Annotated in this window: 12 protein-coding genes; 8 read left to right on the forward strand and 4 right to left on the reverse strand. The window is 73.6% G+C overall.

Features of this window, described 5'->3' with window-relative positions; genetic code table 11:
• Window positions 1–211: 211 nt before the first annotated feature.
• Both KUM03_RS12640 and KUM03_RS12645 read left to right on the forward strand, forming a co-directional pair.
• Window positions 212–1,540 (forward strand): M14 family zinc carboxypeptidase, encoded by a 1,329-nt coding sequence (locus tag KUM03_RS12640; RefSeq protein WP_217247137.1) that lies wholly within the window; start codon window positions 212–214, stop codon window positions 1,538–1,540.
• Window positions 1,537–1,998: an SSI family serine proteinase inhibitor gene (locus tag KUM03_RS12645; RefSeq protein ID WP_217247138.1), complete on the forward strand. Its 462-nt coding sequence runs from the start codon at window positions 1,537–1,539 to the stop codon at window positions 1,996–1,998. The genes KUM03_RS12640 and KUM03_RS12645 overlap by 4 nt, the downstream gene beginning before the upstream one ends.
• A gap of 53 nt (window positions 1,999–2,051) precedes the next feature.
• Here KUM03_RS12645 and lpdA read toward each other — a convergent pair whose 3' ends face one another.
• Window positions 2,052–3,455, reverse strand: coding sequence for a dihydrolipoyl dehydrogenase (lpdA, locus tag KUM03_RS12650; protein ID WP_217247139.1), 1,404 nt, complete (start codon window positions 3,453–3,455; stop codon window positions 2,052–2,054).
• A 112-nt stretch (window positions 3,456–3,567) separates the two neighbouring features.
• On the opposite strand from lpdA, the gene KUM03_RS12655 reads away from it, so the two are divergent.
• Window positions 3,568–4,515, forward strand: a complete 948-nt coding sequence (locus KUM03_RS12655; protein WP_217247140.1) for a LysR family transcriptional regulator — start codon at window positions 3,568–3,570, stop codon at window positions 4,513–4,515.
• A gap of 421 nt (window positions 4,516–4,936) precedes the next feature.
• Here KUM03_RS12655 and treY read toward each other — a convergent pair whose 3' ends face one another.
• Together treY and glgX are read right to left on the reverse strand one after the other, a co-directional pair.
• A complete protein-coding gene (gene treY, locus KUM03_RS12660) occupies window positions 4,937–7,345 on the reverse strand; it encodes a malto-oligosyltrehalose synthase (protein ID WP_217247141.1) in 2,409 nt (802 codons plus the stop codon).
• An 83-nt stretch (window positions 7,346–7,428) separates the two neighbouring features.
• Window positions 7,429–9,537 carry a glycogen debranching protein GlgX gene (glgX, locus tag KUM03_RS12665; RefSeq protein WP_217247142.1) on the reverse strand — a complete coding sequence of 703 codons (2,109 nt, stop codon included), beginning with the start codon at window positions 9,535–9,537 and terminating at the stop codon, window positions 7,429–7,431.
• A gap of 378 nt (window positions 9,538–9,915) precedes the next feature.
• Here glgX and KUM03_RS12670 point away from each other — a divergent pair, with 378 nt between their 5' ends.
• Both KUM03_RS12670 and KUM03_RS12675 read left to right on the forward strand, forming a co-directional pair.
• Window positions 9,916–11,166 carry an SAV2148 family HEPN domain-containing protein gene (locus KUM03_RS12670; RefSeq protein WP_217247143.1) on the forward strand — a complete coding sequence of 417 codons (1,251 nt, stop codon included), beginning with the start codon at window positions 9,916–9,918 and terminating at the stop codon, window positions 11,164–11,166.
• Window positions 11,167–11,282: 116 nt separating this feature from the next.
• Window positions 11,283–12,005 (forward strand): 3'-5' exonuclease, encoded by a 723-nt coding sequence (locus tag KUM03_RS12675; protein ID WP_217247144.1) that lies wholly within the window; start codon window positions 11,283–11,285, stop codon window positions 12,003–12,005.
• Between the two features lie 227 nt (window positions 12,006–12,232).
• Here KUM03_RS12675 and KUM03_RS12680 read toward each other — a convergent pair whose 3' ends face one another.
• The gene (locus KUM03_RS12680) at window positions 12,233–13,096 is read right to left on the reverse strand and encodes a phosphotransferase enzyme family protein (protein WP_217247145.1); all 864 of its coding nucleotides are present in this window, start codon (window positions 13,094–13,096) and stop codon (window positions 12,233–12,235) included.
• A 152-nt stretch (window positions 13,097–13,248) separates the two neighbouring features.
• Here KUM03_RS12680 and KUM03_RS12685 point away from each other — a divergent pair, with 152 nt between their 5' ends.
• Genes KUM03_RS12685 through KUM03_RS12695 form a run of 3 tightly spaced genes read left to right on the forward strand, consistent with a single transcriptional unit; the run spans window position 13,249 to window position 16,327 of the window.
• The gene (locus tag KUM03_RS12685) at window positions 13,249–14,208 is read left to right on the forward strand and encodes a carbohydrate ABC transporter permease (RefSeq protein WP_217247146.1); all 960 of its coding nucleotides are present in this window, start codon (window positions 13,249–13,251) and stop codon (window positions 14,206–14,208) included.
• On the forward strand, window positions 14,205–15,038 hold the full coding sequence (locus KUM03_RS12690; RefSeq protein ID WP_217247147.1) for a carbohydrate ABC transporter permease: 834 nt from the start codon (window positions 14,205–14,207) through the stop codon (window positions 15,036–15,038). The genes KUM03_RS12685 and KUM03_RS12690 overlap by 4 nt, the downstream gene beginning before the upstream one ends.
• Entirely contained in the window at window positions 15,038–16,327 is a 1,290-nt protein-coding gene (locus KUM03_RS12695) for an ABC transporter substrate-binding protein (RefSeq protein WP_217247148.1), read from the forward strand. Before KUM03_RS12690 ends, KUM03_RS12695 begins: the two co-directional genes overlap by 1 nt.
• Window positions 16,328–16,346: the final 19 nt, after the last annotated feature.

The raw sequence follows: 16,346 nt of genomic DNA on the forward strand, positions 1-16,346 counted from the left end.
GCGACGGGGACACGAAGCCCAGCTCTGGCCTGGGCTTCACTCGGTGTCGTGCGTGCCGATGGCGTGATCCGCAGGACAAATCCCTTTGCTTTTCACGGTGTTGACGTACCCACCAACTCGTGACTGACTGTGCGTACACCGCGCACGCCAGGTGAACCGACGGCCCGCATCGTGGAGGTGTGCCCTGCCGCCCCTCCTGCGCTATCCGACCGTGGACGAGCTGGGCGCCCGGGCCGCCGCACTCGTCGCCCGCCACCCCCGGCACGCCCGGCTGCGCCGCGTCGGCACCTCCCGCGCGGGCACCCCGCTGCTGCTGCTCTCCGTCGGCCACGGCAGCCGCCAGACCCTCGTGGTCGCCGGACCGCACGCCAACGAACCCGTGGGCGGCGCCACCGTCCTGCGGCTCGCCGAACGGGCCCTGGCCGACCCCCGGCTCACCGAGGGCGCCGACGCCACCTGGAACCTGCTGCTGTGCGCCGACCCGGACGGCCTGCGGCGCAACGAGGGCTGGCTGTCCGGCCCGTACACCCTGGGCCGCTACGCCCGGAACTTCTTCCGCCCCGGCTTCCTGGAACAGCCCGAGTGGCTGCCCGACGGTCCCGACCACTCGACGCTGCCGGAGACCCGCGCGCTGCTCGCCCTCCAGGATGAACTACGGCCCTTCCTCCAGTGCTCCCTGCACGGTGTCGACGTCGGCGGCGGCTTCGTCGAGGTGACCCACGACCTGCCGGGCCTCGCCCAGCGCATCGCCCACACCGCGGCCCGGCTCGGCGTCCCCCGCGAACTGGGCGCCTACGACACCCTGTACTGGCCCGACCTCGGCCCCGCCGTCTACCGCATCCCGCCGCCCCGCCGCGGCGACTTCACCGCGGCCATCACCGAGGCCGCCGTCGAGTCGACGTGGTGCCACCCGCAGCGGTACGGCACCGTCACCGCGGTCGTCGAGGCGCCCATGTGGGGCGTGGCCGCGGTGGCGGACGACGCGCCCCCCGCCGACCGGGACGCCGTGCTCCGCGCGGTGAGCCGCACCCTGCGGCACGACACCCTGCGCCTGCAACGCGTCCTCGCGCGCGTCCGGCCCCACGTCGCCACCGACCCGGACGCGGCCCACCTCCTCGCACCGGTCGACGACTACCTGCTGGTCTGCCCCAGGCTCGCGGACGCCTGGGACCCCGACACGGACGACGGAACGGGCCGCTCCCTGCCTCCCATGAACAACGCCCACCTGGTCGCCCTGCGCCTGGCCGGACGGCGCCTGTCCCTGCGGACGGCGGGCCTGCTGCACCAGCTGGTGACCCGTACGGGCGGCGACCCCGCGGGTGTCCTGCCCGAGGTGAACCGGCTCGTCGACGAGGGCTGCGCCGACTACCGCGACGGCTGCGCGGCCCGCTGGATCCCGGTCGCGCGCCAGGCGGAGTTCCAGACACGGATCGTCCTCGCCGCGTTCGAACTGGCCGGCCGCCGGCGCCCCACCGCGGGCTCCCGTTCGGGTGAGCCGGGCTGGGGTTCCGAGGCGGCCGTGCCGATGCACCAGGAATGACACACACCCTCACGACCGGTGCCGCCCGGGCCGCCCTCCTGACGGCCGCGGGCCTCCTCCTCACCTGCGTGACCCCCGCCCAGGCCGCCGCCCAGCGGGCACCGGCCACCGACTGGCTCCTGCTCACCGTCACCCGGGAAGACGCCCGGCCGGGCATCCGGCCCGCCGCCCCGGCAGGTGCCCGGCCCGGTGCCGCACGCCGCGCCCTGCTGCTGTGCGATCCGCCCCGGGGCCACGTCCGCGCGGAGCGTGCCTGCGCGGAACTCGACGCGGCGCACGGCCGCATCGCGGACATCCCCGCGCGCGAGACCCACTGCCCGATGATCCACGCCCCGGTGACGGCCCAGGCGCGCGGCCAGTGGCGGGGACAGCCGGTGGAGTACGCGCGGACCTTCCCCAACGCGTGCGTGATGGCGGCGCGGACGGGGTCGGTCTTCGCCTGGGACACGCAGGACTGAGCGGCGGCACGGCGGCACGGCGGACCGGTGTGCCGTGGTCGCCGGGCGCCGCGTCACTGCTGGTGCAGCCCCCGGCCCGCCAGGGTCAGGAACGCCTCACCCACCGCCTCCGACAGCGTGGGGTGGGCGTGGACGTGCCGGGCCACGTCGGCGGGCTCGGCCTCCCAGCCGACGATCAGCTGGCTCTCGGCGATCATCTCCGACACGTGCGGGCCGACCAGATGCACGCCGAGCACCCGGCCGCCCCCGGCCTCGGCGACGACCTTCACCATCCCGCCCTGACCGTGCACCATTCCCTTGGCGACGGCCGTGAGCGGCATGACGTTGACGGTCACCTCGTACCCGCGCGCGCGTGCCTCCGCCTCGCCCAGGCCCACGGCGGCGGTCTGCGGCGCCGAGTACGTCACCCGTGGCACGGCCGCGTAGTCGACGGGCGCGGACGGCACGCCCGCCAGCGTCTCGGCCACCAGCAGGCCCTCCGCGAACGACGCGTGGGCCAGCCCGAGCGACGGCGGCGGCAGCAGGTCGCCGACGACGTGGACGCCGGGGACGGCGGTCTCCAGCCGGTCCCAGTCCGCAGGTACGACGAAGCCCCGCTGGTCGGTGTCCAGGCCCGCGGCGGCCAGGTCCAGCCCGTCGGTGACCGGCGCCCGACCCACGGCCACCAGGAGCCGTTCCGCCTCGACGGCGAGGGTCTCGCCCCGGGCCGTGCGGACGTGCGCGCGGACGCCGTCGTCGAGCACCTCGGCGTCGAGCAGGCGGGAACCCACCCGTACGTCCACGCCGCGCTTCTTCAGACCGCGCGTCAGATGGCGGCTGACGTCCGCGTCCTCCAGCGGCACGATCCGGTCGGCGGCCTCGACGAGGGTCACCCGCGCGCCCATCGAGCGGTGGAACGAGGCGTACTCGACGCCGATCGCGCCGCCGCCCAGGACCAGCACGGACGCCGGCAGCCCGGGGGCGAACAGGGCGTCGTCGCTCGTCACCACGCGCCGCCCGTCGGGGGCGAGCCCGGGGAGCGTGCGCGGGCGTGAGCCGGTCGCCAGCACGATGCCCCGGCGCGCGGTGAGGTCCCCCGCGCCGTGGACCCGTACGGTCCGGGCGCCGGTCAGCCGGGCGTCGCCCCGCACCACCCGCACGCCCGCGTGGGCGAGGTGCGCCTCCACGCCCTTGTGGTTCCGGTTCACGATGTCGTCGCGGGTGGCGACCAGGGCAGGCCAGTCGACGCCGTCCAGGCTCGCCTTCACGCCCCAGCGCTCACGCGCCTCGGCGACGCCGTCGACCAGTTCGGCGGCGTGCAGCATGGCCTTGCTCGGGATGCAGCCGCGGTGCAGACAGGTCCCGCCGACCTTGTCGCGTTCGACGAGGGCGACGTCGAGACCCAGGGCCGCGGCACGCAGGGCGGTGCTGTAACCGCCGGTGCCGCCGCCGATGACGATCACGTCGTGTGTGTTCATGCCCTCAGCGTCCGCCCGTCCCTTGCCATGAGTCCAAGGCAATGTTCTTGTGGGTTCGATGCAGGACCTTCATGACAAGGTCCGTCAACGGACTGCGACTTGGGGGGCGGGCATGAGCCTGCGGCAGATGGAGTACTTCCTGACCGTCGTCGACGAGGCCTCCTTCACCCGCGCGGCCGAGGCCCTGCACGTCACGCAGTCCGCGCTCTCCCACCAGATCAAGGCCCTGGAGCGGTCGGTCGGCGGCGACCTGCTGGAACGTCTGCCGCGCGGGGTGCGCCTGACCCCGATGGGCCGTGCCTTCCGCCCGCACGCCGAACTCGCCGTCCGCAGCGCCGTCCAGGCCCGCCGCGCGGCGCGCGCCGCCGCCGGGGCCGAGGGCGGGGAACTGCACGTCGCCGCCGTGCACTCGGTGGCCGTCGGCATCCTGCCCGACGTCTTCGCCCGCTGGCGCGCCGCGCACCCCGGCGTGCTGCTGCACCTCCACGAGTACGCGACGACCGAGGCGCTGGAGGAGGAGGTCGAGCGTGGCACCGCGGATCTCGCCGTCGGTCCGGCACCCCACGACTGGCCCGGCACCGTCGTCACGGTCGGCGAGGAGGAGATCGTCCTCGTCGTGCCCTTCGACGACCGCTTCGCGGGCCGTACGTCGGTCACGCTGCCCGAACTCGCCGACCGGCCCTGGGTGCGGTGCGCCATGGAGCCCGTCATCGAGGGCCAACGCTTCCTCGACTGGGCCTGCGGACGCGCCGGCTTCCGGCCGTACACCGCCGTCTACACCGAGCACACGTCGACGGCCGTACGGATGGCCGCCGCCGGCGTCGGGGTCTGTACGGCACCTTCGCACATCGTGAGCGGGGCGGTCGGCGAGGACTGCGTGGTCCTGACGCCCGACCCGCCCTGGAGGCGCGCCCTCACCGTCTTCTCCCGCGTCCCGCCCACCGGCGCCGCCGAGGCCTTCGTCGACCTGCTCCGCACATCCTGCCCGACCGCCCCGGCCCCCACGACGGCACTCCCGCCCCACGTCTGCGACGGCACCGCCGCCACAGCACTCACCTGACGCCGACTGCCGCGCGGGGTGGCTCGCCGCCCATGCCCCGGCGTTCGGACGCCGGGCCGACCGAGGAGGGGCAGGAGGCGCGCGAAGCGACTCACGCGCCCGCCGACGGGTCTTCGGTTCCCTCCGGGCCGGGGGTGGTTCCGCCCTCCCGGCGTTGGGCGGGGCGGCCCCGAGTGCGTGTGGGGCTCGCCGCTCGGGTTTCGGCGTTCGCGCGCCGCGCGCCGGGCAGACCGAGAAGGAGCAGGGGCGCGGGAGGGAGCCGCTCCCGTGCCACGCCGGGCGGTTCTCGGTTCCCTCCGGGGCCGGGCGCGGGTCGCTGTTCGGGTGGCGGCGAACGGTCCGTGAGAGGGACGTGCGGTGCCGGTCCGGTCTCTCACGCCGGGCGGGGCAGCTCAGGGGAGTCGTGCCGGCGGCCCACCGCTCAGTCCCCGACCCCGTCCGCCGCCCCCACCCGCTCCAGCAGGGCCACCGGCACCTCCGCGAAGAGCTCCGCCACGCGCGCGTGCCCGGTGAACTCCCGTCCGAGGGTCAGCGCGTCGGCCCACCGGCCCGGCGGCAGCGGGAGGGTCGTGTCGCGCCAGCCGCCCGCCTCCGTCAGCCGCAGCGACAACCAGGTCACGGCCGTCAGGACGACACCGGAGCGGACGAAGGCCACGCAGTGCGCCGCCGAGGGGCCCTCGGCGGCCAGCGGATCGTACGTCGCCGCGTCGCCGAAGGCGTCGGGCCGTCGCGCGCGGAGAGCCAGCGCCGCCCGGGTCAACGCGGTCTTGCCGAGCCCGTCGTCCTCGACGGGCCCGGCGGACGGGAAGTCCACGGTCCGTCGGTTGTCCGGGTCGACCAGGGCGAGGTACTCCCGCTCGGTCCCCTGGTAGAGGTCCGGCACCCCCGGCATCGTCAGGTGGGTCAGGGCCGTGCCGAGGACGTTGGCGCGGATGTGCGGTTCCAGGTCGGCGCGCAGGGCGGTCACCCGCTCGCCCGGCGCCCCGCACGGGCCCGCCGCCACGAACCGGGCCACCGCCTCCTCGTACGGCGGCTCCTGCTCCGTCCAGCTGGTGTACATCCCCGCCTCGCGCACATGCTTCAGCAGCGCCTCCCGCACCCGCTCGCCGTCCGCCGGCCCCAGCCCGAACACCGTCTGCCAGGCCGCCCACGCCAGCTGCGCGTCCGGCACGCCGTCACCCGTCCGGGTGACCTCGGTGAGGGCGTCCGCCCACCGCCCCGGGCACTGAGTGAGGACCGTGAGCGCGGCCCGCACGTCGGCGCTGCGTTTCGTGTCGTGGGTCGACACGACCGTGCCCGTCGCGGGCCAGTCGCGCTGCACGCGCGCGCAGTAGGCGTGGAACTCTTCCGGGGACAGGGCGGGACGGCCCGGGTTCCCGCCCACCTCGGTGGCCGACAGCAGCGGCACGTACCGGTAGAACGCCGTGTCCTCCACCGACTTCGCCCGCAGCGCCGACGCCGTCTGCGCGAACCGGGACCGGAACTCCACGTGCTCGGGACCGTCCCCGTACCGCCCGAGCACCAGGCCCCGTACGACGTCCACCGCCCCGGCCTCCTCGGGCACCGCGAAGGCGTGCCGTGCCTCGGCCGCCGCCGCCTCGGTGACGACGGACGCCGCGTCCGCCGACGCGTACGGCCGGTACACCTCCAGCCGCACCAGCAGCTCCCGCAGCGCCGTCCGCAGCGCCCACGGCGCCCGGTCGCGCAGCGCGGGCTCCGGCGAGGCGACGCACAGCCGGTGCGCCACCCGGGTCAGCCGGTCCATCTCGGTGGCCAGCTCGTGCGTGAGCACCTTGTACGCCGCCCGCCGCACCGTCGCCGCCCAGTCCCCGCCCCGGTCCGTCTGCGGGGCCGCGAACCTGCGGTACTGGCCGAGGAGCTCGCCGTACCCCGCCGGGTCCGTGAAGAGCCCGTCCACGTGCCGCAGGGCGTCGTACCCGGTGGTGCCCGCGACGGGCCAGGCGGCCGGCAGCCGCTCCCCGTCCGCCAGGATCTTCTCCACGACCGTCCACCGGCCGCCGCTCGCCCCGTGCAGCCGTGCGAGGTACGTGTCGGGGTCGGCGAGGCCGTCGGGGTGGTCGATCCGCAGCCCGTCGATCACGCCCTCGTGCAGCAGCCGCAGCACCGTGGCGTGCGTGGCCTCGAACACCTCCGGGTCCTCCACGCGGACGCCGATCAGCTCCGAGATGCTGAAGAACCGCCGGTAGTTCAGCTCGGTGCGGGCCAGCCGCCACCACACCGGCCGGTACCACTGCGCGTCCAGGAGCTGCGGCAGCGGCAGGTCCGAGGTGCCCTCCCGCAGCGGGAAGGCGTGCTCGTGGTAGCGCAGGACGTCCCCGTCGACCCGCAGGTCCTTCAGCACCTCGCCGACCGGCGCCCCCAGCACCGGCACCAGCAGTTGTCCGCCCTGCGCCTCCCAGTCGATGTCGAACCACCGCGCGTACGGCGACTTCGGGCCCTCGCGCAGCACCTCCCACAGGGCACGGTTGTGCCGGGGCGACATCGCCATGTGGTTCGGCACGATGTCCACCACCAGGCCGAGACCGTGCTCCCGCGCGGTGCGCGCCAGCGCCCGCAGCCCCTCCTCGCCGCCCAGCTCCTCGCGCACGCGCGCGTGGTCCACGACGTCGTAGCCGTGCTGCGAGCCCGGCACCGCCTCCAGGACGGGGGACAGGTGCAGGTGCGACACCCCGAGGGAGGCGAGGTACGGCACGGCCGCCGCCGCGGCCGCGAAGGGGAACGCGGGCTGCAGCTGCAGCCGGTAGGTGGCGGTCGGGGCGGGGGAGGGGGGACGGGAGGACAGCACCGGGTCGGGTCGCTCAGGCGTCATGGAAACCTACGTACCCGCCCCGCCGCCTTTCGTGTCACCGGCCCCCTGCACGGGTGCCCTGCCCGTACCCGCGCGTACTCCGTCTAGACGGGCCGCCGCAGCACCGTCATGCTCCGGTCCACCAGGGTCAGCCGGTCACCGGCCTGCACCTTCACCCCCGTGTCCGAGGGCACCCCGTCCGTCCGCGAGGTGTCGACGACCACCTCCCACTGCCGGCCGTGGTCGACCGGCACCACGAAGTCCAGTGCCTTCGGCGAGGCGTTGAACATCAGCAGGAACGAGTCGTCGGCGATGCGTTCCCCGCGCGCGCCGGGCTCGGAGATCGCGTTGCCGTTCAGGAACACGGTGAGCGCCGACGCCCGCGCGGAGTTCCAGTCCCGCTGGGCCATCTCGCCCCCCTCGGGCGTGAACCAGGCGATGTCCGACAGCTCGTCGTGGGTGCCCTCCACGGGCCGCCCGTGGAAGAAGCGCCGCCTGCGGAAGACCGGGTGGTCCTTGCGCAGCCACACCATCGCGCGGGTGAACCGCAGCAGGTCGGGCTCGTCCTCGGGCCACCGGACCCACGCCAGCTCGTTGTCCTGGCAGTAGGCGTTGTTGTTGCCCTTCTGGGTGCGGGCGAACTCGTCGCCGTGGCTGATCATCGGCACGCCCTGGGAGAGCAGCAGCGTGGCGATGAAGTTCCGCATCTGCCGGGCCCGCAGCTCCAGCACCGCCGGGTCGTCGGTGTCGCCCTCGGCCCCGCAGTTCCACGACCGGTTGTGGCTCTCGCCGTCGCGGTTGTCCTCCCCGTTGGCGTGGTTGCGCTTCTCGTTGTACGACACCATGTCGTGCAGCGTGAAGCCGTCGTGGCAGGTCACGAAGTTGATCGAGGCCAGCGGGCGGCGGCCGTCGTCCTGGTACAGGTCGGAGGAGCCGGTCAGCCGGGACGCGAACTCGGCGAGCGTGCGCGGCTCGCCGCGCCACAGGTCGCGCACCGTGTCCCGGTACTTGCCGTTCCACTCGGTCCACAGCGGCGGGAAGTTGCCCACCTGATAGCCGCCCTCGCCCACGTCCCAGGGCTCGGCGATCAGCTTCACCTGCGAGACCACGGGGTCCTGCTGCACCAGGTCGAAGAACGACGACAGCCGGTCCACCTCGTGGAACTGCCGGGCCAGGGTCGCCGCCAGGTCGAAGCGGAAGCCGTCGACGTGCATCTCGGTGACCCAGTACCGCAACGAGTCCATGATCATCTGGAGTACGTGCGGGGACCGCATGAGCAGCGAGTTCCCGGTCCCCGTGGTGTCCATGTAGTAGCGCGGGTCGTCGGTCAGCCGGTAGTACGAGGGGTTGTCGAGGCCCTTGAAGGACAGCGTGGGGCCCAGGTGGTTGCCCTCGGCGGTGTGGTTGTAGACCACGTCGAGGATCACCTCGATCCCGGCCTCGTGCAGCGCCTTCACCGCCGACTTGAACTCGAGCACCTGCTGACCGCGGTCGCCCCAGGAGGCGTACGCGTTGTGCGGGGCGAAGAAGCCGATCGTGTTGTAGCCCCAGTAGTTGTTCAGGCCCATGTCGACCAGGCGGTGGTCGTTGACGAACTGGTGCACGGGCATCAGCTCCAGCGCGGTCACCCCCAGCTCCGTCAGGTGCTCGATCAGCGCCGGGTGCGCCAGGGCCGCGTAGGTGCCGCGCAGCTCCTCGGGGAGGCCGGGGTGCCGCATGGTCAGGCCCTTGACGTGGGCCTCGTAGAGCACCGTGTGGTGGTACTCCGTCCGGGGCCGCCGGTCGTCGCCCCAGTCGAAGTAGGGATTGACCACGACCGAGCTCATCGTGTGCGGAGCCGAGTCCAGGTCGTTGCGCCGTTCGGGTTCACCGAAGTGGTAGCCGTACACCTCCTCGCCCCACTGGACCGCACCGCTGATCGCACGCGCGTACGGATCGAGGAGCAGTTTGGCGCTGTTGCAGCGCAGCCCGCGCTCCGGGGCGTACGGGCCGTGCACGCGGTAGCCGTACCGCTGCCCCGGCATCACGCCCGGCACGTACGCGTGCCGTACGAACGCGTCGCTCTCCCGCAGCTCGACCGCGGTCTCCGAACCGTCGTCGTGCAGCAAACACAGCTCTACTCGGTCGGCGGCCTCCGTGAAGACCGCGAAGTTCGTGCCGGCGCCGTCGTACGTGGCACCGAGTGGATATGCCTCTCCAGGCCAGACCTGCATGGACACGACTCTTTCAGGTGTGGGGCGCCGGTGCGGACGCCTTGGCTCCGAGTCCTGTGGAAGTCTCCCCGAAAGTGAGGCGACCACCTAGCACGTACGTGCTTCTACCCACCCCCTGGGCTTTCTCGTCGCGTCCCGCGCGGCGGGCGCCCGGGGAAGGGCGCGAGGCATCCTTCCCCGTACCCGGCCACGTCACCGCTATGAATCCGCTCACTCCGCGGTGTCCGGGCGGGCGGAACGTGCTTGTGGATCAACGATGTTGGGAAAACCGGCCCGTCCATCGGGCTGCACCGCGCACCCCTCGCGGAGTACCCTTCCTTGATCGTTGGGACGGGGTCTGACCCGGAGTGCTCCGAGGGAGCGGAAGGCGGTGCGCGGGTGGGCTCGGGAGGGCTGGAGCTACCCCCTGGTGACGACGGCGGTCGGCAGGGGAGCTCCACGGACGTCCCGCCCGGTGCGGTGTCCCTGGCGCGGCCGATGAACGCGGGCGCGATCGGCCCCGAACTGGACTGGGACGCCGAGGCCTGGCACGAGGTGCGCACGCGGGCGCAGCGCGCCGGCCGGGCCTACATCTGGCTCAACCTCGTCGAGCAGCGGCTGCGCGCGGTCGTGGCCGCCGTCCTGCGTCCGGTCTACGAGCCCGTCCACGGAGACGACTGGGTGGTCGCCGCCGCCGGACCCGCCGGACAGGAGTGGGTGCAGCGCGCCGTCGCCGTCCGCGAGGTCAGCCGCCGCAAGGGCTACCTCCTCGACCCCGCCGACGACAACGTCCTCAGCTTCCTCACCCTGCCGCAGCTGCGCGAGCTGATGGTCCAGCACTGGCCCTGCTTCGAGCCGTACCTCGACGAGCGCCGCGACGTGGAACTCGCCCTGGACGAGCTGGAGGTCACCCGCAACGTCGTCTCCCGCAACCGGGCGCTGTCCGAGGCGGTGCTGAGCCAGGCCGAGCGGGCCTCGGCGCGGCTGCTGGAGGTGCTGGGCGCGGGCAGCGACGTGCCCTCCACGCGGCGGCTGCCGGTGGACGCGGTGGAGGACCTGGTCGGCGACCGGTACGCCGACGTGGTCGCCGTGCACTCGGACCGGGTGCGGCTGCTGCGCCAGTTCCCGGCCGAGGACCTCTTCGGCAGCGCACGGCGCGTGGACGCCCTCGGTATCGGCCTCAACCTGCTCGTGCAGAACTTCTCCGGCCGCCGCCTGCTGCGGCTGGCCGAGTCCGGCGGCCGGGTGCGGCTGCTCTTCCTCAACCCGGCCTCCAGCGCCATCAAGCGCCGCGAGCGCGAACTCGGCATCAAGCGGGGCGAGCTGAGCCGGGCCGTGGAGATGAACATCCTGCACATGCGCCGGGTGCGCGCCCGGCTGCGCGACCCCGGCGCCTTCGAGATCCAGGTCTTCGACGAGACGCCCCGCTTCACCGCCTACCTCGTCGACGGGGACGGCGCGGACGGCATCGCGGTCGTGCAGTCCTACCTGCGCCGTACCCGGGGCATGGAGGCGCCGGTGCTCGTGCTGCGCAACGGGCGCAACGGCGGGAAGGTCGTGAAGTCGGACCAGGTGGACGAAGGCGGACTTTTCCCCACCTACCGTGAGGAGTTCGAACTGATGTGGGCGGATTCGCGGCCGGTCTCCTGAAGGCCCGGGTCGGGGCCTGGCGGCGGCACAAGCGGAAGGCGGTCATCCGATTGTCAGTGGCCCGTGCGAGGGTGGAGGCCACTGGGGGAAAGCACCACCAAGAAGGGGGACCGCCCATGGGCTGGCACCGGGAGCTGCTGATCGGCTTCGACCTGGAGACGACGGGCACCGACCCGCGCGAGGCGCGCATCGTCACGGGGGCCGTGATCGAGGTCAGGGGCGGGGAGCCGCTGGGCCGCCGGGAGTGGCTGGCCGACCCCGGCGTGGAGATCCCGGCGGACGCGGTGGCGGTCCACGGCATCAGCACTGAGCGGGCCGCCGCCGAGGGCCGCCCCGCCGACCAGGTCGCCGACGCCATCGCCGGTGTGCTCGCGGCCTACTGGAAGACGGGCGTCCCGGTCGTCGCCTACAACGCGGCCTTCGACCTGAGCCTGCTCTCCGCCGAACTGCGGCGGTACGGCCTGCCGTCTCTGCGCGACCGCCTGGGCGGCATGGACCCGGCCCCGGTCATAGACCCGTACACCATCGACCGTTCCGTCGACCGCTACCGCCGAGGCAAGCGCAACCTCGAAGCGGTCTGCAAGGAGTACGGCGTCCCGCTCGACGCCGCCCACGACGCCACCGCGGACGCCCTCGCCGCCGCCCGGCTGGCCTGCGCGATAGCCGGCCGCCACCCCAAGGTGGCGTCCCTCGGCCCGGCGGACCTGCACCACCGTCAGATCGAGTGGTACGCCGAGTGGGCGGCGGACTTCCAGAGCTTCCTGCGCCGCAAGGGCGACGCCCAGGCCGTGGTGGACGGCAGATGGCCCCTGCGCGAGCCGGCCGGCGAACGGGTCTGACCCGGCGCTCCGGCCCGACCTCGGGCCAGGGCGTCTGAGTCCCGCGCCTGTGACCCGCCCGGGGCAACGGGAGGTGGCCCGGCGCCGTGGCTGCCCTCGGCATGGCGGGTCCGAGCTGGGCATCGTGGCCGCCCTCGGTGCAGCGGGCCCCCGGCCCGGCATCGTGGCCGCCCTCGGGCCAGGCACCCGGCCCCGACCCCAACCCGGCCCCCGCCCCCTCCCCCGAGTCAGAACGGATACCACCGCACCGTCGGATCCCCGTCCCGCAGCGACGCCACCCGGCGTTCGAACTCCGCCAGCGCCTTGGGGTTGCTCGGCGCGTGCTGTGCCACCCACGCGCAGCTGGCCGTCTCGCGGGCGCCGCGCAGCACCGCGCAGCCGTCCCACTCGCGCACGTCCCAGCCGTACGTCGCGGTGAAGGCGTCGTACGCCTCGGCGGGCAGCCCGTAGCGGTCCCGGCTGAGCGCGAGCACCACCAGGTCGTGCTCGCGCAGGTCGGTGGAGAAGGTCTCCAGGTCGACCAGGACGGGCCCGTCGGGACCGACGTGCACGTTGCGGGGCAGCGCGTCGCCGTGGATCGGGCCCGGCGTCAGGTGCGGGGTGAGCGCGGCGGCGGCCGACGCGAAGCCGTCCCGCCGCTCGCGCAGATACGCGGCGTCCGCCGGGTCGATCACGTCGCCCGCGAGCCGCAGCCAGCGCTCCACACCGCCCAGCAGTTCGCGGGGCGGCAGCCCGAAGGAGGGGGAGGGCAGTTCGTGCACCAGCCTGAGCAGCACGGCCACGTCCCGCGGCTCGGCGGGCCGCACCGGGTCGGGCAGCCGCCGCCACACGGTCACCGGGTGCCCGTCGACGACCAGCGCCGTCGGGTCGGCCGCGCGCACCGCCGGCACACCGGCCTCTTCCAGCCATACCGCGACGGCCAGTTCCCGGCGCGCCCGGTCGAGGAGCTCCGCGTCCCGGCCCACCTTGACCGCCAGGTCACCGGCGGCGAACACCGCGTTCTCGCCCAGGGCGAGCAGCCGCGCCTCCCGCGCCGCGCCGGGCAGCACCCCCGCCTCGGCCAGCACCTCCCGCGCCCGTGCCTCGTCCATCGTCGCCTGCCTCCGTGTCCGCCGGGTTCCCGCCATCCGTCCGCCAGTGTCGCATTCGCACAGGTCGGAGCGTGTGCGCGGGCCCTTGACGGGGCACGGCGCCTTCACGACCATGACCAGGCCCGTCCGAGCCGCGCAAAGGGGCTGATTACGTGACATTGGTGACCGAGTCGAGGAGACCGGCGCGCCGCGCGCCAGGCGGGGAGGGGCCGCGGCGCGGCCCGGACCACGGTGCCTGGTTCCTGGTGCTGCCCGCGCTGATCCCCATCCTGGTGCTCAGCGTCGGACCGCTGCTCTACGGCATCCTGCTCGCGTTCACCGACGCCCAGTCCGGCCGGACCGAGCCCACGCAGTGGATCGGCACGCTGAACTTCCAGGACCTGCTGCACGACACCCTGTTCTGGGAGTCGTTCCGCATCGGGCTGCTGTGGGCCGTGGGCGTGACGGTCCCGCAGTTCCTGCTCGCGCTCGGCCTCGCCCTGCTGCTCAACCAGAACCTGCGCATGCGTTGGCTGGCCCGCGCCCTGGCGATCATCCCCTGGGCGATGCCCGAGGTCGTCGTCGGCATCATGTGGCGGCTGGTCTACAACCCGGACGCGGGCATCCTCAACGAGACGCTGCGCGACCTCGGCCTCGGCGACGGCCGGGACTGGCTCAGCGGCCTCGCCACCGCCCTGCCCGCCGTCATCGTCGTCGGGGTCTGGGCCGGCATGCCCCAGACGACGGTCGCCCTGCTCGCCGGACTCCAGAACACCCCCCGCGAACTCCACGAGGCCGCCGCGGTCGACGGCGCCGGGGCCTGGCGCCGCTTCCGCACCGTCACCTGGCCCGCCCTCAGACCGGTCGCCCTCGCCATCACCGCGCTCAACCTCATCTGGAACTTCAACTCCTTCGCCCTGGTCTACGTGCTGACCAACGGCGGCCCCGGCGGCCGGACCCGGCTGCCCATGCTCTTCGCCTACGAGGAGGCGTTCCGCTACGGGCAGTTCGGCTACGCGGCGGCGATGGGCTGCGTCATGGTGGCCGTGATCTCGATCGTCCTGGCCGTCTTCCTCGCCGGCCGGCTCAAGGGCGGACTCAAGGGAGGACCTATGGGAGGTGACGAGGCGTGAGGACCTCGACCCCGGCCCGCGTGGGCCAGTACGCCGCGCTGCTCGCCTACCTCGTCTTCCTGGCCTTCCCCTTCCTCTGGCTGATCTCCACGGCGTTCAAGCCGCCCCAGGAGCTGGGCAGCCTCCACCCCACCTGGATCCCCGAGAACCCCACCCTCGACAACTTCCGGCAGGCCTTCGACGAACAGCCCCTGCTGCGCGCCGCCCTCAACTCCCTGCTCGCCGCGCTGGGCGCCGCCGTGATCGCCGTACTGATCGCGACACCGATGGCGTACGTCATGGCCCGCCACCGCGGCCGGCTCGCGCGGGCGGCCACCGGGTGGGTCGTGGTCAGCCAGGCCTTCCCCTTCGTACTGCTGATCATCCCGCTCTTCCTCGTCCTGAAGAACCTGCGGCTGATCAACAGCGTCCCCGGGCTGGTGATGGTGTACGTCGTGTGGTCGCTGCCGTTCGCGCTGTGGATGCTCGCCGGGTACGTCCGCGCGGTGCCTGCCGAGCTGGAGGAGGCGGCCGCCGTGGACGGCGCCGGGCGGCTGCGCACCCTGGTCTCCGTCACCGCGCCCCTGCTCGCGCCGGGGATCGTGGCGACGGCCCTGTTCGCCTTCATCACCGCGTGGAACGAGTTCTTCTTCGCCCTCGTCCTGCTCAAGACACCGGAGAAACAGACCCTGCCCGTGATCCTCACCCACTTCATCGGCGCCGAGGGCGTCGCCGACCTCGGCCCGCTCGCGGCGGCGGCGTTCCTCGCCACCCTGCCCTCGCTGGTCGTCTTCGCCCTCATCCAGCGGCGGATCACGGGCGGCATGCTCGCCGGGGCGGTGAAGAGCTGATGGCGGCACGCACGAGGATCGCGACCCTGCTGGCCTCCCTCACCCTGCTGCTCGCGGGCTGCTCGGGCGGCGGCGACGGAGCGGACGACGGCCGGATCACCCTGCGCTTCCAGTCCCTGGCCTGGCAGGAGGAGTCCGTCGAGGCCAACAAGGAACTGGTGCGGGAGTGGAACGCCACCCACCCCGACGTACGCGTCGAATACGTCCAGGGCAGCTGGGACAGCGTCCACGACCAGCTCCTCACCTCCTTCGAGGGCGGCGAGGCCCCCGACATCATCCACGACGCCTCCGACGACCTCGCCGACTTCGCCTACGGCGGCTACCTCGCCGACCTGACCGACCTGCTGCCCGAGCGGCTGAAGTCCGGCATCCCGGAGCGCAGCTGGGAGACGGTCACCTTCGGCGACGGGATCTACGGCGTGCCGTTCCTCCAGGAACCGCGCGTACTGATCGCCAACGCGGACCTGCTCGAGGAGTCCGGCGTCCGCGTCCCGACGCCCGAGGACCCCTGGACCTGGGCGGAGTTCCGCCGGGTGACGAAGCGGCTGAGCGGCGACGGGCGGTACGGGGTGGCCTGGCCGCTGAAGGAGCCCGTGTCCGCCACGCTCAACCTGTCCCTGTCCACCGGCGGGCAGCTGTTCCACCGGGGCGCGGACGGCAAGGTCACCGTCCGTTTCGAGAAGGGCGACCAGGTGGTCCCGCGCACCATCCACGACCAGGTCAACACCGACCACAGCGCCTCCCCGACCACCCTCGGCAGCGGCGGCTCCGACACCCTGCCCGGCTTCTTCGCGGGCAAGTACGCGATGGTGCCGCTCGGCTTCTCCTACCGCCAGCAGATCGAACAGCAGGCCCCCGACGGCTTCGACTGGCAGGTGCTGCCCGCCCCGGCGGGAGCCGACGGCCTCACCCAGGGCGTCAGCCCCCAGACCCTGTCCATCGCCGAGGACAGCCCGCACAAGAAGGAGGCCGCCGCCTTCGTCGACTTCCTCCTCCAGCCGGCCAACATGGTGCGCCTGGCCCTCGGCGACTGGATGCTGCCCACCGGCACCCAGGCCCTGAAGGACCCCGCCCTGCACACCCCCGAGCACGGCTGGGCGACCGGCACCGCCCTCGCCCGCCACCTGAGCCCGGCGCCCGCGCAGTCCGTCCGCGGCTATCCCGAGTGGAAGGACAAGGTGGCCACCCCCGCGCTCCAGGAGTACTACAGCGGAGCGATCGGCATGGACGAGCTGCGCGAGCGACTGGAGGAGGACGGCAACCTCGTACTCGCCCGCTACCAGCGCTGACGGCCGCCCCGCGCGAAAA

Origin of the sequence: Streptomyces sp. AC602_WCS936, from assembly GCF_019049125.1 — a bacterium.
GTDB lineage: Bacteria > Actinomycetota > Actinomycetes > Streptomycetales > Streptomycetaceae > Streptomyces.

Bases quoted from the DNA above. Each gene is read 5' to 3' on its own strand.
- KUM03_RS12655 (WP_217247140.1), top strand. From the start codon at position 3,568: ATGAGCCTGCGGCAGATGGAGTACTTCCTGACCGTCGTCGACGAGGCC.
- KUM03_RS12695 (WP_217247148.1), top strand. From the start codon at position 15,038: ATGGCGGCACGCACGAGGATCGCGACCCTGCTGGCCTCCCTCACCCTG.
- KUM03_RS12675 (WP_217247144.1), top strand. From the start codon at position 11,283: ATGGGCTGGCACCGGGAGCTGCTGATCGGCTTCGACCTGGAGACGACG.
- KUM03_RS12645 (WP_217247138.1), top strand. From the start codon at position 1,537: ATGACACACACCCTCACGACCGGTGCCGCCCGGGCCGCCCTCCTGACG.
- treY (WP_217247141.1), bottom strand. From the start codon at position 7,345: ATGACGCCTGAGCGACCCGACCCGGTGCTGTCCTCCCGTCCCCCCTCC.
- KUM03_RS12680 (WP_217247145.1), bottom strand. From the start codon at position 13,096: ATGGACGAGGCACGGGCGCGGGAGGTGCTGGCCGAGGCGGGGGTGCTG.
- lpdA (WP_217247139.1), bottom strand. From the start codon at position 3,455: ATGAACACACACGACGTGATCGTCATCGGCGGCGGCACCGGCGGTTAC.
- glgX (WP_217247142.1), bottom strand. From the start codon at position 9,537: ATGCAGGTCTGGCCTGGAGAGGCATATCCACTCGGTGCCACGTACGAC.